At 63.9% G+C, this 22,117-nt stretch carries 11 protein-coding genes; 3 read left to right on the forward strand and 8 right to left on the reverse strand.

Going from position 1 to position 22,117, the window contains the following annotated elements; genetic code table 11:
* Nucleotides 1-29: 29 nt before the first annotated feature.
* The 3 genes from mscK to G559_RS0123580 form a co-directional block, all read right to left on the reverse strand.
* Entirely contained in the window at nucleotides 30-3,359 is a 3,330-nt protein-coding gene (gene mscK / locus G559_RS0123570; RefSeq protein ID WP_036997864.1) for a mechanosensitive channel MscK, read from the reverse strand.
* A gap of 167 nt (nucleotides 3,360-3,526) precedes the next feature.
* The gene (locus G559_RS0123575; RefSeq protein WP_028630585.1) at nucleotides 3,527-5,269 is read right to left on the reverse strand and encodes a potassium/proton antiporter; all 1,743 of its coding nucleotides are present in this window, start codon (nucleotides 5,267-5,269) and stop codon (nucleotides 3,527-3,529) included.
* A 211-nt stretch (nucleotides 5,270-5,480) separates the two neighbouring features.
* Complete coding sequence (locus G559_RS0123580) at nucleotides 5,481-7,283, reverse strand: acyl-CoA dehydrogenase (RefSeq protein ID WP_028630586.1); 1,803 nt, start codon at nucleotides 7,281-7,283, stop codon at nucleotides 5,481-5,483.
* Nucleotides 7,284-7,419: 136 nt separating this feature from the next.
* On the opposite strand from G559_RS0123580, the gene G559_RS0123585 reads away from it, so the two are divergent.
* Nucleotides 7,420-8,259, forward strand: coding sequence for a 23S rRNA (adenine(2030)-N(6))-methyltransferase RlmJ (locus G559_RS0123585; protein ID WP_028630587.1), 840 nt, complete (start codon nucleotides 7,420-7,422; stop codon nucleotides 8,257-8,259).
* Here G559_RS0123585 and G559_RS0123590 read toward each other — a convergent pair whose 3' ends face one another.
* The 5 genes from G559_RS0123590 to aceE all read right to left on the reverse strand — a co-directional run bounded on the left by G559_RS0123590 (nucleotide 8,260) and on the right by aceE (nucleotide 17,892).
* Nucleotides 8,260-9,510, reverse strand: coding sequence for an HD-GYP domain-containing protein (locus G559_RS0123590; protein ID WP_028630588.1), 1,251 nt, complete (start codon nucleotides 9,508-9,510; stop codon nucleotides 8,260-8,262).
* Nucleotides 9,511-9,577: 67 nt separating this feature from the next.
* On the reverse strand, nucleotides 9,578-10,225 hold the full coding sequence (gene msrA / locus G559_RS0123595) for a peptide-methionine (S)-S-oxide reductase MsrA (RefSeq protein WP_028630589.1): 648 nt from the start codon (nucleotides 10,223-10,225) through the stop codon (nucleotides 9,578-9,580).
* A 70-nt stretch (nucleotides 10,226-10,295) separates the two neighbouring features.
* Nucleotides 10,296-12,992: a putative bifunctional diguanylate cyclase/phosphodiesterase gene (locus tag G559_RS0123600; protein ID WP_028630590.1), complete on the reverse strand. Its 2,697-nt coding sequence runs from the start codon at nucleotides 12,990-12,992 to the stop codon at nucleotides 10,296-10,298.
* Nucleotides 12,993-13,249: 257 nt separating this feature from the next.
* On the reverse strand, nucleotides 13,250-15,235 hold the full coding sequence (gene aceF / locus G559_RS0123605; protein WP_028630591.1) for a dihydrolipoyllysine-residue acetyltransferase: 1,986 nt from the start codon (nucleotides 15,233-15,235) through the stop codon (nucleotides 13,250-13,252).
* An 11-nt stretch (nucleotides 15,236-15,246) separates the two neighbouring features.
* A complete protein-coding gene (gene aceE / locus G559_RS0123610) occupies nucleotides 15,247-17,892 on the reverse strand; it encodes a pyruvate dehydrogenase (acetyl-transferring), homodimeric type (RefSeq protein ID WP_028630592.1) in 2,646 nt (881 codons plus the stop codon).
* Nucleotides 17,893-18,172: 280 nt separating this feature from the next.
* Between aceE and glnE the strand changes: the two genes are divergently transcribed.
* Both glnE and G559_RS0123620 read left to right on the forward strand, forming a co-directional pair.
* Entirely contained in the window at nucleotides 18,173-21,106 is a 2,934-nt protein-coding gene (glnE, locus tag G559_RS0123615; protein ID WP_028630593.1) for a bifunctional [glutamate--ammonia ligase]-adenylyl-L-tyrosine phosphorylase/[glutamate--ammonia-ligase] adenylyltransferase, read from the forward strand.
* Nucleotides 21,107-21,148: 42 nt separating this feature from the next.
* Nucleotides 21,149-22,072, forward strand: a complete 924-nt coding sequence (locus tag G559_RS0123620) for a branched-chain amino acid transaminase (RefSeq protein ID WP_028630594.1) — start codon at nucleotides 21,149-21,151, stop codon at nucleotides 22,070-22,072.
* Nucleotides 22,073-22,117 lie beyond the last annotated feature (45 nt).

Consider the following 22,117-nt stretch of genomic DNA (forward strand, 5'->3'; position numbering starts at 1 on the left):
TCATGCCGCCGTCGGCGCTGGAAGTGGACTCATCTGGCTTCCGGGACCGGTGCCTTGTCCTTGATCGGTATGCCTTCGGCTTCGGTATCGCCATGTTTGTCGATCCTGCGGGTGAGGGTGACGTCCATCTTCGGCGTACTGGAGGTATTGATGTCGTGCTCTTTGAACAGCTGGTCGATGCGACGGTTCAGTTCGTCCGTGGCCAGGCCTCTGTCGCTGAGCTCGCGCACATAGATCTTCAGTTCGTGATCTAACGTGGCAGGGCCATAGGTTTTCAGCTGCACGGTGGGTGCAGGGTCGCGGAGTACGCGCGGGTTCTCCTGAGTGGCTTGCAGCAGCAGCTTGCGCACCATCTCGAGGTCGAGATCGCTGCTGCGGTTGACGCTGTACTCCAGCACGATGCGGGTGACGGTGTCGGTCAAGGTCCAGTTGATCAGCTGGCTGGTAAGGAAGGTCTGGTTTGGGACGATCACTTCCTTACGGTCGCTGTCGGTGATGTGGGTGGCGCGAATGTGGATACGGTTCACCGTGCCGGTGACAGTGCCGATGGTGACCAGGTCGCCGATGCGCACGGGGCGCTCGAACAGCAGGATCAGGCCGGAGATGAAGTTGGCGAAGATCGCCTGCATACCGAAGCCGATACCCACCGAGAGGGCGGCCACCAGCCATTGCAGCTTGTCCCAGCTGACGCCGAGGGTGGACAGCGCCGTGACAAAGCCAATGCCAGCAATGGCATAGGACAGCAGGGTGGTCGTGGCGTAGGCGCTGCCCTGGGCCAGCTTCAGCCGGGATAGCACCAGGACCTCCAGCAGGCCTGGCAGGTTGCGCGCGAGCGCCATGGTAATGCCGGCGATGATCAATGCACCGAGCACGTCCAACAGGCTGATGGGCACCTGCGTGGCGGCATTGCCGGTGCCGGTGGAGTACTGGTAGAGGGTGATCTGGTCGAGGTAGGCGAACACGCTGATCAGGTCGGCCCAGACCAGGTACAGGCAGGCGATGAACACGCCCAGCAGCGCCAGGCGGATCAGGCGCAGCGACTGCTGGTTGACCTTTTCGATGTCGAGGGTCGGCTCTTCCACCACGACCTCTTCGCCCTCTGCATTCTCCTTGGTCTGCGCCTGGCGCTTGGCGAGCACCCGCTGGTAGGCGAGGCGCCGCGCCGCCACAGAGAGGCCGCGGACGAAGGCTGCCTCGACCAGCAACAGGACGATCACCAGGTAAAGAGAGGTAATCAGCCGATCGGTGAGTTTGAGCGAGGTGTAGTAGTAACCGAAGCCCACCGCGACGATGAAGACCAGCGGAACCAGCGTGAAGGCGACGCCGATCAGCAGGCGGACAGGTGATGTCTGCTCGCGCATGGGTTCGGCCAGCAACAGGTTGCTCAGCACCAGGGTCATCAAGGCATAGCAACTGAGCACTACGATGACGCCGATGATGTCGTCTGCCAGCGCAGCGGGTTGGTGCTCGGCGACGGTGACGATGGCTACCAGCGCCATGACCACGCCACCCAGGCGACGGATCTGGCTGCGCAGGAAGGCGACCCGAGGGCGGTCCCAGTGGAAGTGCAGTTCGGCGATGCCGCCCGGTGCAAGGATGCGGTAGAGGGTATAGAACACCATCCAGGCCTGGGCCATCTCCATAAAGGCGGCGCCCAGGGTGGCGTTTTGGCCGCGGGCGTCGATCTGCAGGGCGAAACCGCAGAGGACCAGGAACAGGCTGACCGGCAGGGCGAGCATCACGGTGAGGAACAGCGCCATTGGCGTGTGCAGTTGGCTGTCACGCTTGAAGTGGCCGACGTCCTGGTTGATCTCGTGGAGCTTGGCGTACAGGTAGCGACGCTTCCACAGCAGGCCGCCAATCACCAGAAGCAACGGCAGGAACAGCCAGGGACGGTCCACCAGGCCCTCGCCCAATTCGCGCAGCCCTGCACCCCAGGGCATTTCTGCCAACTGGCGTTCCAACAGGTGCGGCGTGGATTTCAGCCAGTTGAGGTCCAGTGGCTTGTTGCTCGGAATCCAGAACATCTGCTCGTCGAGGGTGTTGCGCAAGGCCTGGGAGGTCTCCTGCAATTGCTTCTGGTTGAGCTGCAGGGTGATGGATTCGTTGAGCAGGGTGTTGAGCTCACGACTCAGGCGATCGAGCAGCTCGGCGCGGGTGGAGACCAGTTTCATCAAGGTCGTACGCAGATCCGCTGTCACTTGCTCGGGCGGCTGCTCGGCGAGCAGGTCATCAACATAGGCCTGCTGGTTGCTCAACTGGTCGCGCTGCTGATTCAGCTCGAACTGGTAGAGACGGATATCGGCGATCTCATCGGCCAGGTTCTTGTCCAGGTGCAGGAGGGGCAGGGCCTGCTTCTGCTGGTAGAGGATCTTGGCCAGCAGCAGGCTGCCCTTGAGTACGCTGATCTGCTCTTCCAGGGCCTGGTCGGCCTGGCTGAGGTTGTCCAGTTGCTGGCGGGTCTGCAGGTTCTGCTGGGTCAGCTCGTTGAGACGGTCGGTGGCACGCAGCAGGTAGTCGGACATCTTCAGGTTGATGGCGCTTTCTTTCGCGAGCAGGCTATCCGGCGTCGCCTTGTCAGTGTCGCGGGAGAGTTCGGCCACCGTCTGCTCCGAGCTTTCCCGGCGCATCTCGTTGATCAGCGACTGCAGGTCCTGGGTTTCCTGCTCAAGGCGGCGGATGCGCTCCATGAGCAGGTCGCGCTGGCTGTTGCCGAGGTCCTGCAGCAGGCTGTTGCCCGCCAGCTCTTCGCGGCGCAATTCGGTCTGGGCAGCGAGGGCGGCCTGCTCGGCGCTGAGCAGGTTGCGCTGATTGTCGCTGATGGTCTTGCCGTTTTCCTTGCCGGTCTTGAGATTGTTGTTGATCTGCTGGATACGCGTCTGGTTGGTACTGATCTCGGCCTGGGCCCGCTCCGGGCGGGTCTGGGAGGTGATGATCAGGCTGTTGGCGTCGGCCAGTGACTTCTGCCGCTCGGCCAGTTCGCTGCTGCGCTCATCCAGCAGCTTTTCCAGTTGTGCGAGTTCGGATTTGCCATAGCGCTCTTTCACCGCGATTGGCGGGCTGTTCTTCAGCCGCGTCAGTTCGCGCTGTGCTTCATTGATCAGACGGGGGGCATCGCTCAGCTGTCGTTTGAGCGCTGTCAGGGCTTGCTGGCTTTCCTGCTGGCTGGCCACGAAGGTCTGAGTCTGTTCCTCGAGCGAGGGCTTGTCCTGGGCCTCGCCTTCGGCGGACTTGCTCTCGGTTGGCGCGGCAGTCGGTTTGGGCAAGGCAGCGCCGACGGTGGGGGCAGCTTGCAGGTAGGCCGGAGTCAGGCAGAGGCCCAGCAGGGTGGCAGCAAGAAAGGTGCGCAAGGAGGCAATCATCGCGATCGGGTAACTCGGGTTCAAATGCGGCTAATGATATGCCACGACGGCCTTTGCGGGACTGTCTGGCACGAGCGGTAGTGATCCGGGTTCGCGCATAGGCGAACCCCGGGTTTCCATGGCGGGGGCCTGACGACTCGGGAGAGCCGTCCTAGACGCGTCCTCTAGAGGAACAGCCCCGGACGACCCTGCCCTTCGGGGAATTTGACGCCCACTTTGCGTACCTTGTTCCCTTCCATCAGCGCAACGGTCCAGGTCAGGCCGTTCCATTCCACCTGGTCTCCGACCACCGGCTCGCCGCCGATTTCGTGGGCAATGAAACGGCCCAGGGCCTGGTGGCCATCCAGCTCGCCGAGCTTGAGGCCATAGAGCGCGGCCACCGCAGACAGCTGGGCATCGCCTTCCAGGACAAAGTCGCCGAAGAAGCGCAGGTCCAACCCGCGCTGAGGCGCCTGGCTGAACAGTTTGCCGAGGGCAGAGAGGTCATGCTCGTGGCCGACGACACAGAGGATGTCGCCAGCTTCCAGGGTGGTACTGCCCGATGGGTGCAGCAGCTCCTTGCCGCGGAACAGGGCGGCGATACGGGTGCCTTCGGGCATTTTCAGCTCGCGCAGGGCGGCGCCGATGCACCACTTCTCGGCCCCCAGTCGGTAGACGAACAGCTCCCACTCGCTAGTGGGGTGTACTTCCAGGCCCGCGCGGGAGATCGGCGCGGGCTCGGGCGGTACCGTGACTCGCAGCAGCTTGGCGGCCCAGGGCAGGCTGGTGCCTTGTAGAACCAGGGACACCAGCACGATGAAGAACGCCACGTTGAAGAACAGCTGGGCATTGGGCAGCCCGGCCATCAGCGGGAACACGGCGAGAATGATTGGCACCGCGCCGCGTAGGCCAACCCAGGCAATGAAGGCCTTTTCGCGGTCGTGGAACGCGCGGAAGGGCAGCAGGCCGAGGAACACCGACAGCGGACGGGCAAAGATGATCATCCACAGCGCCAGGCCCAGGGCCGGTAGCAGAATCGGGAACATTTCGTGTGGCGTGACCAGCAGGCCGAGCACCAGGAACATGCCGATCTGCGCCAGCCAGGTGAGGCCGTCGAGCATGTGCAGTATTCCGTGGCGGGAGCGGATTGGCCGGTTGCCGAGGTACAGGCCGAAGAGATAGACGGCAAGGATGCCGCTGCCCTGTACGGCGTTGGTCACGGCGAACACCAGGATGCCGCCGGCCACTACCAGCAGGGGGTAGAGGCCGTTCGCCAGGGTCAGGCGATTGATCAGTTGCAGCATCAGCCAGCCACCGACGAAGCCCAGCAGGGTGCCGATGCCGAACTGTTGGATGATGTGCACGACAAAGGTCCAGCTGAAGCCGGTCTGGCCGCTGGCGAGCATCTCGATCAGGGTCACGGTGAGGAACACCGCCATCGGGTCGTTACTGCCCGACTCGATTTCCAGGGTCGCGCTGACGCGCTCGTTGAGGCCGCGTCCACCCAACAGGCTGAACACCGCTGCGGCGTCGGTGGAGCCGACGATGGCGCCGATCAGCAGGCCTTCCAGGGTGCTCAGGTTGAATAGCCAGGCGGCGGCCACACCAGTCAGTCCTGCGGTGACCAGCACCCCGATGGTGGCCAGGGACAAGGAGGGCCAGAGCGCCACGCGGAAGGTGGCGGCACGGGTTCGCATGCCGCCGTCCAGCAAGATAATCGCCAGCGCCAGGTTGCCCACCAGGTAGGCCTGGGAATAGTTGTTGAAGACGATGCCGCCAGGGCCGTCGCTGCCGGCGAGCATGCCGACCACGAGGAATACGACGAGGATGGGGACGCCGAAGCGTGACCCGAAGGCGCTGACCAGAATACTCATGCCTACCAGCACCGCGCCGATCAGGAACAGGCTATTGACGGTGGTGGCATCCACTGGTGGCTCCTTGCATGGGGGGAGGGGCTATGGGGCATGCAGGGGGCGCATGCCGAGGAATTCTAACCTGCCGGTGGCAAGCCCCTGCAAGATTTCATGCAGGGTTCTTGCCAGCGGCTGGAACGGCGGTTCCCCGGGCGTGGCCAGTCTCAGCGAGCGGGCATAAAAAAGCCCCGCATGTGCGCGGGGCGTGAAATACCCTGAAAAAGGGTCAGAACCAGTTGTCTTGCATTGCCAGGCAGGTGTCGTCGCGGGCTTCGAGTAGTGTCAGCTCGTGGTGGCAGCCGGGCACTTCCCAGGTGAGGAAGTAACGTGCGGCCTGCAGCTTGCCCTGGTAGAAGTCGGCGTCTGCCGTATTGCCACGGGCCAGTCCCTGTTCGGCGCGGATGGCCTGTTCCAGCCAGCGCCAGCCGATCACCGTATGGCCGAACACCTTCAGGTACAGCGCCGAATTGGCCAGGGCCTGGTTGACCTTGCCCTGCATCAGGTCGCCGAGCAGCGCCAGGGTGACATTGGAGAGGCGTGCCAGCAGGTGCTCCAGCGGTTGGCGCAGGGCGGTCAGCGACTCGTATTCGGCGGCGCGCTCGCAGCAACCCTGGATCAGCCGGGTCAGTTGCTTGAGGCCGGCCCCCTTGTTCTGCGCCAGCTTGCGACCCAGCAGGTCGAGGGACTGGATACCGTGGGTGCCTTCATGGATCGGGTTCAAGCGGTTGTCGCGGTAGTACTGCTCCACCGGGTATTCGCGGGTGTAACCATGGCCGCCGAGTATCTGGATCGCCAGCTCGTTGGCCTTGAGGCAGAACTCCGAAGGCCAGGATTTGACGATCGGGGTGAGTAGGTCGAGCAGCTCGTGGGCCTGCTGGCGCTCTTCCTCGGTGGCCAGCGTCTGGGTGTCGTCGAACAGGCGCGCCGAGTACAGGCCGAGGTCGAAGGCGCCTTCCACATAGGCTTTCTGGGTCAGCAGCATGCGGCGCACGTCGGCGTGCTGGATGATCGAGACCTGGGGCGAGGTTGGGTCCTTGCCGTCTGGTAGACGACCCTGCGGGCGCTCGCGGGCGTATTCGAGGGAATAGAGGTAGCCGGCGTAGCCGAGCATCACCGCGCCCATCCCAACGCCGATGCGTGCCTCGTTCATCATCTGGAACATGTAGGACAGCCCGGCGTGGGGCTTGCCCACCAGATAGCCGACGCATTCACCGTTATCACCGAAGTTAAGCGCGGTAGACGTGGTGCCGCGGTAGCCCATCTTGTGGAACAGGCCGGCCAGGATCACGTCGTTGCGCTTGCCGAGGGAGCCGTCGTCGTTGACCAGGAACTTGGGCACGATGAACAGGGAGATACCCTTCACCCCGGGCGGGGCGTCCGGCAGCTTGGCCAGGACCATGTGCACGATGTTGTCCGCCAGCGGGTGGTCGCCACCGGAGATGAAGATCTTGTTGCCCTTGATGCGGTAGGTGCCATCGGCAGCCGGTTCGGCTCGGGTACGGATGTCCGAGAGGGACGAGCCGGCATGGGGTTCGGTCAGGGCCATGGTGCCGAAGAAGCGGCCGTCGATCATCGGTTGCAGGAACCGCTGTTTCTGCTCGTCGCTGCCGAAGCTCTCGATCAGGTTGGCCGCGCCCATGGTCAGGAACGGGTACGCCGAGCTGCCGACGTTGGCCGCCTGGAAGTGCGCGAAGCAGGCCTGGGACAGCAAGGTCGGCAACTGCATGCCGCCTTGTTCGAAGCTGCGGGTGGCGTTGAGGAATCCGGCTTCGAGGAAGGCGTCGACCGCCGGCTTCACTTCCGGGATCAGGGTGGCGGCGCCATTGACGTACTCCGGCTCCTGTTCGTCGCCCTTGCGGTTGTGCGGAGCGAAGAACTTCTCGGCGATGCTGCGGGCAGTGCCCAGGGCGGCATCAAAGGTTTCGCGGTTGTGGTCGGCGAATCGCTCGCGCTGGGTCAGGGCTTCGGCGTCCAGCACTTCGTAGAGTTCGAAAGCCAGGTTACGGGAACTGAGCAGGGTCTCGGACATGGTGGCTCTCCGGTGGGATCGCCTGAGTCTAGATCGGTGAATGAAGGGCGCCTAGCAACATCCATGAGCGTGATAAAGGGGGTGAAGCCGTGGTGAGCCACTGGCTGATAGAATGCGCGCCTCGCGAGGACTCTCCATGAACTACCGCCATGCCTTCCACGCCGGCAACCACGCCGACGTACTCAAACACTTCACCCTGGCCCGCCTGATTGCCCTGCTGTCGCGCAAGGAGGCACCCTTCGCCTACCTCGACAGCCATGCCGGTGTCGGTCTCTATGACTTGCTGGGGGACCAGGCCAGTCGCACCGATGAATGGCGCGAGGGCATCGGTCGCCTCTGGGACCTGCCCGACCTGCCGGCGCCGATGGCCGACTACCTGCAGGTGATCCATGAACTGAACCCGGATGGCAGCCTGCGTTATTACCCCGGCTCACCGGAATTGGCGCGGCGCCTGACGCGCCCCCAGGACCGCCTGCAACTGAACGAGAAGCATCCGGAAGACGGCCAGCTGTTGCGGGACAACATGGCCGGCGACCGCCGAGTCGCCGTGCACCTGGGTGAAGGGTGGCACCTGGCGCGGGCGCTGCTGCCCGTGGCGGAAAAGCGCGCGCTGATGCTCATCGACCCGCCCTTCGAAAAGGCGGACGAACTGGAGCGCTGTGTCACCGCCCTGAAGGAAGCCATCGGCCGCATGCGCCAGACGGTGGTCGCCATCTGGTACCCGATCAAGGACCAGCGCCAGCTCAAGCGCTTCTACCAGGGGCTGCAGGCCAGTGGCGCGCCCAAACTGCTGCGTGCAGAGCTGCGGGTGCATGCGGCTGACACTGCGGATTCCGGGCTGAACGGTTCAGGCCTGGTCATCGCCAACCCGCCGTGGGGCATCGAGGACGAACTGCGCCAGGTCCTGCCCTGGCTCGCCGAGCGCCTGGCGCAAAGCAAGGGTGGCTGGCAACTGGACTGGCTGATCGCTGAGTGATCAGCTTCGTCCGGGGCGAGGTTCCACGTAGTAGGTCAGTTGTTGCCGCGGGTTAAGGTATTCCAGCACCTCCAGCGGTAACTGCGCCGGCCGCAGGCTGCGGGCGATGGACAGGTGCGATTCCTGTTCCAGGTCGAGGATCAGCGCCTCCTGTTTGGGCACGTCCGGGGCGTGGACGATCAGGGTCGGTCGCAGCGGCTGGCCCGGGTTCATGCCCAGTACCAGGGCGTAGCGCTCGTCATCCAGTTGCACCAGGCTGCCGGGCGGGTAGACGCCCATGGCACGTATGAATGCCTTCAGGGCCACCTCGTCAAAGCGCGAACGCTGCTGCTTGAACATCAGCGCCAGGGCCTCATGGGGGCTGAGGGCGTTTCGCGGGTCGAGCGGGTTGCACAGGTTGTCGAACTGGTTGGTGATGGCCACCAGCTTGCTCAGCCGACCGATGCCCGCCTCCCGCAGGCCGCGGGGATAGCCGCTGCCGTCGCAATGCTCGTGGTGCTCGTGGATGATGCGTAGCACTTCGTCGTCCAGCATCAGGCGTTGGCCCATGCGCAGGCCGAATTCGGTGTGCAGTTGCAGGAACTGTTGCTCGGCGCGGGTCAGGGGCTCGGGCTTGAGCAGTACCTTGCTCGGGACTTCCATCTTGCCGATGTCATGCAGCAGGGCGCCGAGACCCAGGCTGTGGCAGGCCTCGCTATCAAGGCCGAGTTGGCGGCCCAGCAGCAGCGCCAGCACGGTGACATTCAGGGCGTGGTAATAGCTGTCCTCGGCCCCCTTGCCGGTAATGCTGTGCAGCACGACACCGGGTTCTCCCAGCAGGGTTTCCACCAGCCCGCCGACAATGGCACCGGCATGCTGGATCGCTTCTTCCGGACGGCTGCGCAGGATCTGGTTGAGGTTCTTGACCTGCTGGCTGGCCTGAAGGAACCGGCGGTCCACCTCGGCTACCCGCTGCCGCAGTTCGCGGAGCTTCTCGGTTCGAGCCTGGCGCGCCCGAGTCTCCGGGTCTTCCTGCGGCGGGGCTGGTGCCGGCACTTCGGACGTTTCAAGGGGCAGGGGCTCGCAGTCGCTGCGCGCGGGGTCGTAGCGCAGCCGCTGCAGGCCCAGCGCCTGCAGGGCGCGAACCTGCCCTTCATCCTTGATCTTGAAGTTGCTGAAGGTGAAGTCGTGCTCCAGCCAGCCCAGCTCCAGCTGGATGTAGAGGCCTATGCAGAGCTGGTCGGGATGGATGTAGTGAATTTGGGGCGACATACCGGAGGCTGGGTGGCGATTGGCCACTTGAGTCTAACTCTTCAATAACCACCCCGCCTGCCCGACTTCAGGCGGGCAGGCAGACCCCGGTTCCGCCCAGGCCGCAGTAGCCGCCAGGATTCTTCGCCAGGTACTGCTGGTGATAGGCCTCGGCGTAATAGAAGGCTGGCGCCTCTCGGACTTCGGTGGTGATGGCGCCGAATCCGGAATTCTCCAGCTCGGCCTGGAAGCGCTCCTGGCTCGCACGGGCGGCGGCCAGTTGGGCTTCGTCATAGCAGAAGATGGCGGAGCGGTACTGGGTGCCAACGTCATTGCCCTGGCGCATGCCCTGGGTCGGGTTGTGGGCTTCCCAGAACGCCTTCAACAGCTCGTTGAAGCTGGTTTCCCGCGGATCGAACACCACCAGCACCACTTCGGTGTGCCCGGTCAGGCCGGAGCAGACTTCGTCATAGGTGGGGTTCGGGGTGAAGCCGCCCGCGTAGCCAACAGCCGTGGTCCAGACCCCCGGCTGTTGCCAAAAGCGCCTTTCAGCGCCCCAGAAACAGCCCAGGCCGAATTGCACCATTTGCAGGCCGGCGGGGAAGGGGCCTTGCAGCGGGCGACCATTGACGTAGTGGCTGTCGGGCACCGGCATGGGCGTCTCGCGGCCGGGCAGGGCCTGGGCGGCGCTTGGCAGCTCGAGTTTGTGGGCGAGTATTTGCGAACGCAGGACCATCAGCCGTCTCCTCGGGATTGCAATGAATCCCGATGTTACCCCGATTGTGCAGTCGTTTTTCAACGACTGTTCAGACGCCTTTGCGGCAGGGGTAGCGGACGAGGTTCTCGAACAGGTGCTTGCCGGAGATCGGTTTGTCGAACAGGTAGCCCTGGCCCACATCGCAGTGCTGCCGGCGCAGGAAACCGAGCTGGGCGGCCGTCTCGATACCTTCGGCGACCACCTTGAGTTTGAGCTTGTGAGCCATGGCGATCACCGCAGACGTGATCTCCTTGTCATCCTGGCTGTCGGGGATGTCCTTGATGAAGCTGCGATCGATCTTGATCACGTCGATGGGGAATTTCTTCAGGTAGCTGAGCGACGAGTAACCGGTGCCGAAATCGTCCATGGCCAGGGTCAGGCCGAGGTTTTTCAGATGGTTGAGCTGGTGCCGGGTGTCTTCGGTGGCTTCCAGCAGCAGGCCTTCGGTGAGCTCCAGCTCCAGATGCTTTGGCGGTAGCTGCTCTTCATGGAGGATCGCAGCGATGGAGCCCACCAGGTCCGGGTCGCTGAACTGCTTGGGCGACAGGTTGATGGCCACCTGCAGGTCGCCCAGCCCGGCAGCGCTGAGGCGCTTGCTCATGCGGCAGGCTTCGCGAATCACCCATTTGCCGATGGGGATGATCATGCCGGTCTCTTCCGCCACGCTGATGAACTGATCCGGGCTGATCATGCCCTTTTCCGGGTGGTGCCAGCGCAGCAGCGCTTCCATGCCGAGCAACTGGCCGGTCTTCAGGCAGAGCTTGGGTTGGTAGAAGACTTCCAGCTCGTTCTGTGCCAGGGCGCGGCGCAGGTTGTTCTCGACGAATAGCTTGTAGCTGGCCTCGGCATTCAGCGCCTCGGTGAACAGCTGCAGCTGGTGCTTGCCGTTGGCCTTGGCCTTGTGCAGTGCCAGGCCAGCGTGCTTCATCAGGGTCTGCGGGTCGCGCCCGTGCTGCGGCGCACAGGCGAGCCCCAAGGAACCCGTGACGTTGATCAGTTGGTTGTCGACGAACAACGGCTTGTCCAGGGTTTGCAGGACCTGGGCGGCGATGCGTTGGCCGCTATCCAGGTCGGCACCGTCCAGCAATACGGCAAACTCGTTGCTGGCAAAGCGCGCCAGGATACCGTTGGGGCTCAGGCTATTGCGCAGGCGCCGGGCCAGGCTTACCAGCAACTTGTCCCCCGTCTGGTGGCCGAGGCTGTCGTTGATCCGCTTGAAGTTGTCGATGTCCACCAGCAGCAGGCAGAGCGGAGTATCGCGGTCGCTTTGGAATCGCTCCTCGAGGGTGCGGATGAAGTAGGGACGGTTGCCGAGGCCGGTGAGGTTGTCGGTATAGGCCAGTTTCTCGATGCGCTGCTGGGCCAGCTTGCTTTGGGTGACGTCTTCGTAGATGCCGATGTAGTGGGTGAGCTCGCCGTCCTCGCCAAATACTTTTGAGATCGACAGCTGGCCCCAGTAGGGCTCGAGGTTTTTGCGCCGGCTGCGGAACTCGCCTTGCCAGCTGTTGCAGGCCGCCAGGCCGGAGCCGGTGTCGAACAGCAGTTCACTGAGGTTTTCCAGGGCTGGCAGGTCCGACAGGCGGCGACCGTGCACTTCATCGGCACTGTACTGGGTGATGGCGGTGAAACTGGGATTGACGTACTCCACCAGGCCGTCGCGGTCGACCAGCATGAAGGCGCTGGCGCTTTGCTCGACGGCGCGCTGGAACAGGTGCAGCGCGCTGGTAGCGTGGCGCCGCTGCTGGTTCACCAGCACCTGGGCAAACTGGTCGGCCAGCTCGCCGGCGAAGGCGATCTCGTCGGTCTGCCAGACGCGTGGCGCGCCCGTATGTTCCAGGCAGAGCACGCCGACCACTTCGCCACCAATGCGGATGCTGGCGTCGAGCATGGCGCTGATGCCCTGGGGCTTGAGGTAACCCTTGGCCAGTTCGCTGGTGCGTGGGTCGCTCTGGGCATTGTGGGCGTCAATGGCACGGCCGCTGTGCAGGGCATCGAGGTAATGCGGGAACTGGCTCATCTCCATGGCGCGCGGGTGTACATGGTGGTCCTGGTCGCGGCGGAACAGGCTGACCGCTACCAATTGGGTGCCTTCGAGCATCCAGACGCCGGCGCGCGCTACGTCGTAGGCTTCGCAGGCAGCCTGGGTGATGAGCTGTGCGGCTTCCTCGGCGGGGTTGCTGGACATGTAACGGTGTCGCGCCAGGCGGACGATCAGGCTCTGTTGGGCGCGGGAGCGCACCAGGTGCTGCAGATGGTCGTCCTGGGAACGCTGGTAGAGCTCCAGGGAGGTGCGCAGCCGGCTGTTCTGGGCCTCCAGATCGAGGTTTTTCAGCCGTTCCTGGTGTTCCGATGACTCGCCGGCCACCAGCAGGTAGCCGCGCAGCAGCTGCCGCCCGTGCTGCTGGAAAGGCTCGCCGACTTCCTGCAGGAGCAGCGGGCCCTTGGGCGTGTGCAGGGTGTACTGGATGGAGTAATGCGGGTGCGCGGCCAGTTGAAGTTGCACCTCGTCGTGCAACCGGTAGCGGATTTCCGGTTCCATCAGGCTGGCGTAAGGGGCGTCAATCAGGGCGCAGAGTTCGCTGGCCGGGAGGCCGAATGTGCGTTCGCAGGCGGGGTCGAGAAAGAGCATCGCCCAGCTGGCCTCATTGAGCCGCTCGAAACGCATCAGGCCCAGCCGCGAGGGGACGGGCAGTTGCGTCACTATCTCGGCCACCGTACGGCTGGTGGCATCGGGATGGCTCTTCATTGGGCGCTAGGCTTCCACTTCTCTGACCGGAAGAGGGTCCGGCCTACTTCTTCAAAGCATCGGGCAAGGGTGCATCATGATGATGGCACTGGCAAGCGCGCCGCACCGTGCTTTTCGCGAGTGGAGAAAAGACGGTTGGAATTGTGCGGGACTGCGCAGTCACCGTGAGGGTGGAGGGCATCCAGCAGTCAAAAAAAACCCCGCCTCAGGGGGCGGGGTTGAGGTACGAGCGTGGCGTGCTCGCGAATTGCAAACGGTTACAGCAGCATGGTGCGGATATCCGCCAGCACGTCGCCGAGACGCTTGGTGAAGCGCGCGGCAGCGGCGCCGTTGATCACGCGGTGGTCGTAGGAAAGCGACAGCGGCAGCATCAGGCGCGGCTGGAAGGCCTTGCCGTCCCATACCGGCTGCATGGTGGCCTTGGACACACCGAGGATCGCCACTTCAGGCGCATTGACGATCGGCGTGAAACCGGTGCCGCCAATGTGGCCGAGGCTGGAGATGGTGAAGCAGGCGCCTTGCATGGCATCGGCGGACAGCTTCTTGGTGCGCGCTTTCTCCGCCAGTTCGGCGGCTTCGGCGGCCAGTTGCAGCAGGCTCTTCTGGTCGACGTCGCGAATGACCGGTACCAGCAGGCCGTCCGGGGTGTCCACGGCAAAGCCAATGTGCACGTACTTCTTGCGGATCAGCGCCTTGCCGCTGGGGGCCAGGGAGCTGTTGAAATCCGGCAGCTCCTTGAGCAGGTAGGCGCAGGCCTTGAGCAGGAGCGGCAGGACGGTCAGCTTGACGCCGGCCTTTTCCGCCACGGCCTTCTGGGCAACCCTGAAGGCTTCCAGCTCGGTGATATCGGCCGAATCGAACTGGGTCACGTGCGGGACGTTGAGCCAGCTGCGATGCAGGTTGGCAGCACCGACCTGCATCAGGCGGGTCATGGCCACTTCTTCGATTTCGCCGAACTTGCTGAAGTCCACCGCCGGGATCGGCGGGATACCGGCACCACCGGTTGCAGCGGCGGCTGCGGCCGGAGCTTCCTTGGCCTTCTGCATCATCGTCTTGACGTAGGCCTGCACGTCTTCCTTGAGGACGCGACCGTGCGGGCCGGTGGCCGGAACTGCGCTCAGCTCGACGCCGAACTCGCGGGCCAGTTGGCGAACCGCCGGGCCTGCGTGGACCTTGGCGCCGCTGGAACGGGCCGGAATGCCGGTGGTGCTTGCAGCCGCTGCGGCCAGCGAGGCAATAGCAGTGACCTCGGCGGCTGCGACCGGATGGGCGCCCTCGGGTACGCGATGGACCGGTTGCTCTGCGGCCGCTGCCGGAGCAGCTCCCGCGACCTTGAGCTTGAGGATCAGGTCGCCGGTGCCGACTTCGGCGTCCAGCTGCACTTCGACGCTTTCCACCACGCCGGCGGACGGCGAGGGGATTTCCATGCTGGCCTTGTCGGATTCCAGGGTGATCAGCGACTGCTCGGCTTCGACGGTATCGCCGGCCTTGACCAGTACTTCGATGACCTTGGCCTTGCCGGCCGAGCCGATGTCCGGAACCTTGATGTCCTGCACCGAGGCGGTTGCCGCCGGGGCAGGCGTTTGAGTGGCAGCCGGTGCCGGTGCGGCGGCAGGTGCGGCGGCAGGTGCAGCGGCCTGGGCCGGAGCCGGGGCTGCAGACGGTGCTGCTCCGGCTACGCGCAGCTTGAGGATCAGGTCGCCGGTGCCGACGTCGGCATCCAGCTTGACCTCGACGCTCTCCACCACGCCGGCGGCAGGGGAGGGAATCTCCATGCTGGCCTTGTCGGACTCCAGGGTGATCAGGGACTGCTCGGCTGCCACCGTGTCGCCGGCCTTGACCAGAACCTCGATGACCTTGGCAGTGCCGGCCGAACCGATATCCGGGACGAAGATTTCCTGCACGCTGGAGCTGGCGGCCGCAGGGGCAGCAGCTGGCGCCGGGGCCGCGGGCTGTTCTTCGGCCTTGGGTGCCGGAGCCGCCGCCGGAGCGGGCGCTGCAGCTGCAGCACCCTCGACTTCCAGCTCCAGCAGTTCGTCGCCTTCTTTCAGGCGATCGCCCAGCTTCACCTTCAGGCTCTTGATCACACCGGCCTTGGGCGCGGGAATCTCCATGCTGGCCTTGTCAGACTCCAGGGTCAGCAGGCTCTGATCGGCTTCGATGCGGTCGCCAACCTTGACGAACAGCTCGATCACTTCACCTTCGCCGCTGCCGATGTCGGGTACGCGAATCAGTTCACTCACAATGCGTCTCCTCAGCAGTCCAGCGGGTTGCGTTTTTCAGGATCGATACCGAACTTGGCGATGGCCTCGGCCACGACCTTGGGTTCGATCTCGCCGCGATCCGCCAGGGCTTCCAGGGTCGCGAGGACCACCCAGTAACGGTCAACCTCGAAGAAGTGGCGCAGTTTCTTGCGGGTGTCGCTGCGGCCGAAACCGTCGGTGCCGAGGACCTTGTATTCCTTGCTCGGTACCCACTGACGAATCTGGTCGGCGAACAGCTTCATATAGTCGGTGGAGGCCACGACCGGGCCCTTGCGGCCTGCCAGGCACTGCTCGATGTAGGTCTGACGCGGCTTCTGTTCCGGATGCAGGCGGTTGTGACGCTCGACCGCCAGGCCTTCGCGGCGCAGTTCGTTGAAGCTGGTAACGCTCCAGACGTCAGCGCCGACATTGAACTCGTCGCGGAGGATCTTCGCCGCTTCGCGGACTTCGCGCAGGATGGTGCCCGAGCCCAGGAGCTGCACGTGGTGCGCGGCGTCCTTCTTATCTTCTTCCAGCAGGTACATGCCCTTGATGATGCCTTCTTCGGCTCCAGCCGGCAGCGCGGGCTGCTGGTAGGCCTCGTTCATCACGGTGATGTAGTAGAAGATGTTCTGCTGCTCTTCGGTCATCTGGCGGATGCCTTCACGCACGATCACCGCCAGCTCGTAGCCGTAGGTGGGGTCGTAGGTGCGGCAGTTCGGAATGGTGGCCGCCATCAGGTGGCTATGGCCGTCTTCGTGCTGCAGGCCTTCGCCGTTCAGAGTGGTCCGGCCGGAGGTGCCGCCGATCAGGAAGCCGCGAGCACGGCTGTCGCCGGCTGCCCAGGCCAGGTCGCCAATACGCTGGAAGCCGAACATCGAATAGAAGATGTAGAACGGCAGCATCGGCTGGTTGTGGTTGCTGTAGGAGGTACCGGCCGCAATGAAGGAGGACATGGCGCCTGCTTCGTTGATGCCTTCTTCAAGGATCTGGCCCTTCTTGTCCTCCTTGTAGAACATCACCTGGTCCTTATCCACCGGCTCGTAGAGCTGGCCGACCGAGGAGTAGATGCCCAGCTGGCGGAACATGCCTTCCATACCGAAGGTACGGGCTTCGTCCGGGATGATCGGAACGATGCGCTGGCCAAGTTCCTTGTCCTTCACCAACTGCGCCAGGATGCGCACGAAGGACATGGTGGTGGAGATTTCACGATCGCCCGAACCGTCGAGGATGGCCTTGAGGGTTTCCAGCGGCGGGGTCGGGATGCTGAAGCTGTTGGCGCGACGCTGCGGCATATAGCCACCCAGGGCGGCGCGACGCTCGTGCAGGTACTTGTGCTCGGCGCTGCCTTCCTGCGGGCGGTAGAACGGCAGTTTTTCCAGATCGTTGTCGTTGACCGGAATGTCAAAGCGATCGCGGAACTGCTTCAGGCTCTCGACATCCACTTTCTTGGTGTTGTGCGCGGTGTTCTGCGCTTCGCCCGCACCGGTGCCGTAGCCTTTGATGGTCTTGGCCAGGATGACCGTGGGCTGGCCTTTGTGGTTGACCGCCTGGTGGTAGGCCGCATAGACCTTGTAGGGATCGTGGCCGCCACGGTTGAGTTTCCAGATCTCGTCGTCGGAGAGGTCCTTGACCATGTCCTTGAGCTCTGGCGAGTTGAAGAAGTTTTCGCGGACGTAAGCACCGTCCTTCGCCTTGTAGTTCTGGTACTCGCCGTCGACGACTTCGTCCATGCGGCGCTGCAGGGAGCCGTTGGTGTCCTTGGCGAACAGCGGGTCCCAGAACCGGCCCCAGACCACTTTGTTCACGTTCCACTGGGCGCCGCGGAAGACGCCTTCCAGCTCCTGGATGATCTTGCCGTTGCCGCGGACCGGGCCGTCTAGGCGCTGCAGGTTGCAGTTGATGACGAAGATCAGGTTGTCCAGCTTCTCGCGGCCGGCCAGGGAGATGGCGCCAAGGGATTCCGGCTCGTCGCACTCGCCGTCACCCATGAAGCACCAGACCTTCTGTTTGCCGGCGGGGATGAAGCCGCGGCTTTCCAGGTACTTCATGAAGCGGGCCTGGTAGATGGCCTGAATCGGGCCGAGGCCCATGGATACGGTGGGGAACTGCCAGAAGTCCGGCATCAGCCAGGGGTGCGGGTAAGAGGACAGGCCCTTGCCGTCCACTTCCTGGCGGAAGTTGGTCATCTGCTCTTCGCTGATGCGGCCTTCGAGGAAGGCGCGAGCATAGATGCCGGGGGATGCGTGGCCCTGATAGAAGATCAGGTCGCCGCCGTGCTCCTCGGTAGGAGCCTGGAAGAAGTAGTTGAAACCGATGTCGTAGAGGGTCGCCGAGGAAGCGAAGCTGGAAATGTGACCGCCCAGATCCGGGTCGTGCAGGTTGGTGCGCATCACCATCGCAAGGGCGTTCCAGCGCACCATCGAGCGAATGCGGCGTTCCATGAACAGGTCGCCAGGCATGCGTGCTTCGTGGGTTACCGGGATGCTGTTGCGATACGGCGTGGTAATGGCGTAGGGCAGTTGGGTGCCGCTGCGGGTGGCCAGCTCACCCATGCGGGTCAGCAGGTAATGCGCGCGGTCTTCGCCTTCTTTGTCGAGTACGGACTCCAGGGAATCCAGCCATTCCTGGGTTTCGACGGGATCGAGGTCTTGCATGGCTTGCTCCAGGGCGGAAAGGCTTCCAGAATCGGATGCCAGTGGTCACGGCCGGCCTTGTGGGGCGGTCGCGGCGAAATTCTTGTTACCGGGGGTAGGGCCGGGCTCGTGTAGTTTTACTACAAATCGACGAAGGTTTCAGCACTCTGGATACAATCTTTCGTAGTAAAACTACAGACTGCGCGGCGCAGTCGGCTGAAAGCCCCGAGTTAGAGCTGTTCCGCCACCGCTGCGCCAGCTGCGGGTCCAGCCTCGGCCCGCAGCCCAGAAAGGATAGACCATGAGCTTGCCGTCGCTGGCCGCCCTGTCGGCCACCCTCCAGCCCAGTGCCGATCGGGCGCTGTCTGCCTTCCGCACTGCCCTCGCTGATCAGTCCCAGGACTTTGACAGCTGGCCCGACGAACGGCGGCAAGCCTTCGTGCGAGTCAGTGCCGCCAGTGATTTCGTCGCCGAACAGGCCCAGCGCGACCCGCTCATGCTGTTGGCGCTGGCTGCCTCCCGTGAGCTGGAGCGGCCTCTGGCGCCCGGCGAGTTGCGCGCCCAGGTCGCGGAGCTGCTGGAAGACTGCATGGAAGAAGACGACCTTGGGCGACGGCTGCGCCGCTACCGCCACCGCCAGCAGTTGCGCATTATCTGGCGCGACCTGACCCGTCAGGCGGATCTTGCGGAAACCTGTCGCGACCTCTCCGACCTCGCAGACGCCTGCATCGACCTCGCTTACCACTGGCTTTACAGCCGCCATTGCGCCCAGTTCGGCACGCCCATCGGCCGTCGCTCTGGTCTTCCACAGCATCTGGTCGTGCTGGGCATGGGTAAGCTTGGGGCCCATGAATTGAACCTGTCCTCGGACATCGACCTGATCTTCGGCTACCCCGAGGGCGGTGAGACTGAAGGTGCCAAGCGCGCCCTGGACAATCAGGAGTTCTTCACGCGCCTCGGCCAGCGGCTGATCAAGGCGCTGGACGCCATCACTGTGGACGGATTTGTCTTCCGTGTGGATATGCGCCTGCGTCCTTACGGCTCATCCGGGTCGTTGGTGTTCAGCTTCAATGCGTTGGAGCAGTACTACCAGGACCAGGGGCGTGACTGGGAACGCTACGCCATGATCAAGGCGCGGGTGGTGGGCGGCGACCAGGCGGCCGGCGCCTACCTGCTGCAGATGCTGCGTCCCTTCGTCTATCGCCGCTACCTGGATTTTTCTGCCATCGAAGCGCTGCGCTCGATGAAGCAATTGATCCAGCAGGAGGTGCGGCGCAAGGGCATGACCGAGAACGTCAAGCTCGGCTCCGGAGGCATTCGCGAAGTTGAGTTCATCGCCCAGGCCTTCCAGCTGATTCACGGCGGCCGCGACCTCAGCCTGCAGCAGCGACCGCTGCTGACGGTACTGGAGACCTTGGAGGGCCAGGGCTACCTGCCGCCACCGGTGGTTGCCGAATTGAAGGAAGGCTACGAGTTTCTCCGCTACACCGAGCACGCCTTGCAGGCCATCGCCGACCGCCAGACGCAGATGCTGCCGGACAGTGAGCTGGATCGAGCGCGTGTTGCCTTCATCATGGGCTTTGACGACTGGACGAGCTTCCACGAGCGCCTGATGCACTGGCGCGGGCGTGTCGAGTGGCACTTTCAGCAAGTGATCGCCGATCCGGATGACGAAGAGGGCGGCGACGGTGAAAGCTGCATCGGTGGCGAATGGCTTCCGCTCTGGGAGGAGGCGCTGGACGAGGAGAGTGCTTGCCGTCAGTTGGGCGAAGCCGGCTTCGCCGAGCCCGTCGCAGCTTGGCGTCGCCTTTCCGACCTGCGCAATGGCCCGCAGGTGCGTGCCATGCAGCGTCTCGGACGCGAGCGTCTGGATGCGTTCATACCGCGCCTGCTGAGCCTGACCGTGGAGCATCGCACGCCTGACCTGGTGCTGGAGCGGGTGCTGCCCATGGTGGAAAAGGTGGCGCGCCGTTCCGCCTACCTGGTACTGCTGACCGAAAACCCCGGCGCCCTGCAGCGTTTGATCGAACTCTGTGCGGCCAGCCCCTGGATCGCCGAGCAGATCACCCGCTTCCCGCTGTTGTTGGATGAACTGCTCAATGAGGGCCGCCTCTATCGCCCGCCGCTGGCGCCGGAGCTGGCGGCCGAGCTGCGCGAGCGCCTGACGCGGATCCCCGAAGACGATCTGGAGCAGCAGATGGAGGCCCTGCGCCACTTCAAGCTGGCCCACAGTCTGCGGGTGGCGGCTTCGGAAATAGCCGGCACCTTGCCGCTGATGAAGGTCAGCGACTACCTGACCTGGCTGGCCGAGGCCATTCTCGATCAAGTGCTTGCCCTTTCATGGCGCCAGACCGTGGCCAAGTACGGCACGCCCAAGCGCGCTGACGGCAGTCTTTGCGATCCGGACTTCGTCATCGTCGGCTACGGCAAGGTCGGTGGCCTCGAGTTCGGCCATGGCTCGGACCTGGACCTGGTGTTCATCCACGATGGCGATCCCCAGGCTGAAACCGATGGCGACAAACCCATCGACGGCGCGCAGTTCTTCACTCGCCTGGGGCAGCGCATCATCCATTTGCTGACCACCCAGACCACCTCCGGAGCCCTGTACGAAGTGGACATGCGCCTGCGTCCGTCGGGTGCTGCAGGCCTGCTGGTCAGTTCCCTGGGCGCCTTCCAGCGCTACCAGGAGAACGAAGCCTGGACCTGGGAGCACCAGGCGCTGGTGCGTGCGCGGGTGCTGGTGGGCTCGCCGCAGGTCGCCACCGCCTTCGAGCAGGTGCGCCTGGCGGTGCTCGGCCGCGAGCGCGATTTGCCCGGGTTGCGCGCAGAGGTGAGCGAGATGCGCGCCAAGATGCGTGGCAACCTTGGCACCCGCGAAACCGCTGCCGGCACAGGGTCGAATGCCTTCGAGGCCGCGGCCTCCTTCGATCTGAAGCAGGATGCCGGCGGTATCGTCGATATCGAATTTATGGTGCAATATGCGGCCCTGGCCTGGTCGCGACAGCACCCTGAACTGGTGCGTTACACCGATAACATCCGCATTCTGGATGGCCTGGAGCAGGCAAACCTGCTGGCCGGCGACGAAGTGCGCCTGCTGCAGGAAGCCTACAAAGCCTACCGTTCAGCGGCCCACCGCCAGGCCTTGCAGAAGCAGCCCGGGATAGTGAGCGGGGACCAGTTCCACGCGGAGCGCCATGGCGTGATGCGGATCTGGCGTGAACTGGGTCTGAACTGACCCGGCTGGCTGAACCAATCGAATTCTTGAGGAGCTGGCAATATGTCGATGGCCGATCGTGATGGCGTGATCTGGTATGACGGCGAACTGGTGCCGTGGCGCGAAGCAACCACTCACGTCCTGACCCACACCCTGCATTACGGCATGGGCGTGTTCGAAGGCGTACGCGCCTACAACACTCCGGACGGCACTGCCATCTTCCGCCTGCAGGCTCACACCGACCGACTGTTTGACTCCGCTCACATCTTCAACATGGAGATTCCCTTCTCCAAGGAAGAAATCAACGAAGCCCAGCGCGCCGCTGTTCGTGAGAACGGCCTGGAAAGCGCCTACTTGCGGCCGATGGTGTTCTTCGGCAGCGAGGGCATGGGCCTGCGCGCGACCGGTCTGAAGGTGCATGTGATCGTCGCCGCCTGGCACTGGGGCGCGTACATGGGCGAGGAAGCACTGGTCAACGGCATCAAGGTGCGTACCAGCTCCTATACCCGCCACCACGTCAACATTTCCATGACGCGCGCCAAGGCCAACGGCAACTACATCAACTCGATGCTGGCCCTGCAGGAGGCCATTTCCGGCGGCGCCGACGAGGCCATGCTGCTGGACCCGGAAGGCTACGTGGCCGAGGGTTCGGGCGAGAACATCTTCCTGGTCAAGGACGGCGTGGTGTACACCCCGGAAGTGACCTCCTGCCTCAATGGCATTACCCGCAGCACCATCCTGACCCTGGCTGGCGAGCTGGGTATCAAGGTCGTGGAGAAGCGCATCACCCGTGACGAGGTGTACATCGCCGACGAGGCCTTCTTCACCGGTACCGCCGCCGAAGTCACCCCGATCCGCGAAGTGGATGGCCGCAAGATCGGCATCGGTCGCCGTGGTCCGGTGACCGAGAAGCTGCAGAAAGCCTACTTCGACCTGGTGACCGGCAAGACTTCCGCCCACGGCGAGTGGCGCACCCTGGTCAAGTAATCCGACTAAGCTGCACGCGGCAAGCCGCAAGCTGCAAGTGGTTCG

This window comes from Metapseudomonas resinovorans DSM 21078 (genome assembly GCF_000423545.1).
Taxonomy (GTDB): domain Bacteria; phylum Pseudomonadota; class Gammaproteobacteria; order Pseudomonadales; family Pseudomonadaceae; genus Metapseudomonas; species Metapseudomonas resinovorans.

Excerpts from the sequence above, each read along its gene's own strand:
- G559_RS0123580 (WP_028630586.1), bottom strand. The coding sequence starts at position 7,283 with ATGTCCGAGACCCTGCTCAGTTCCCGTAACCTGGCTTTCGAACTCTAC.
- G559_RS0123585 (WP_028630587.1), top strand. The coding sequence starts at position 7,420 with ATGAACTACCGCCATGCCTTCCACGCCGGCAACCACGCCGACGTACTC.
- G559_RS0123590 (WP_028630588.1), bottom strand. The coding sequence starts at position 9,510 with ATGTCGCCCCAAATTCACTACATCCATCCCGACCAGCTCTGCATAGGC.
- msrA (WP_028630589.1), bottom strand. The coding sequence starts at position 10,225 with ATGGTCCTGCGTTCGCAAATACTCGCCCACAAACTCGAGCTGCCAAGC.
- G559_RS0123600 (WP_028630590.1), bottom strand. The coding sequence starts at position 12,992 with ATGAAGAGCCATCCCGATGCCACCAGCCGTACGGTGGCCGAGATAGTG.
- aceE (WP_028630592.1), bottom strand. The coding sequence starts at position 17,892 with ATGCAAGACCTCGATCCCGTCGAAACCCAGGAATGGCTGGATTCCCTG.
- glnE (WP_028630593.1), top strand. The coding sequence starts at position 18,173 with ATGAGCTTGCCGTCGCTGGCCGCCCTGTCGGCCACCCTCCAGCCCAGT.
- G559_RS0123620 (WP_028630594.1), top strand. The coding sequence starts at position 21,149 with ATGTCGATGGCCGATCGTGATGGCGTGATCTGGTATGACGGCGAACTG.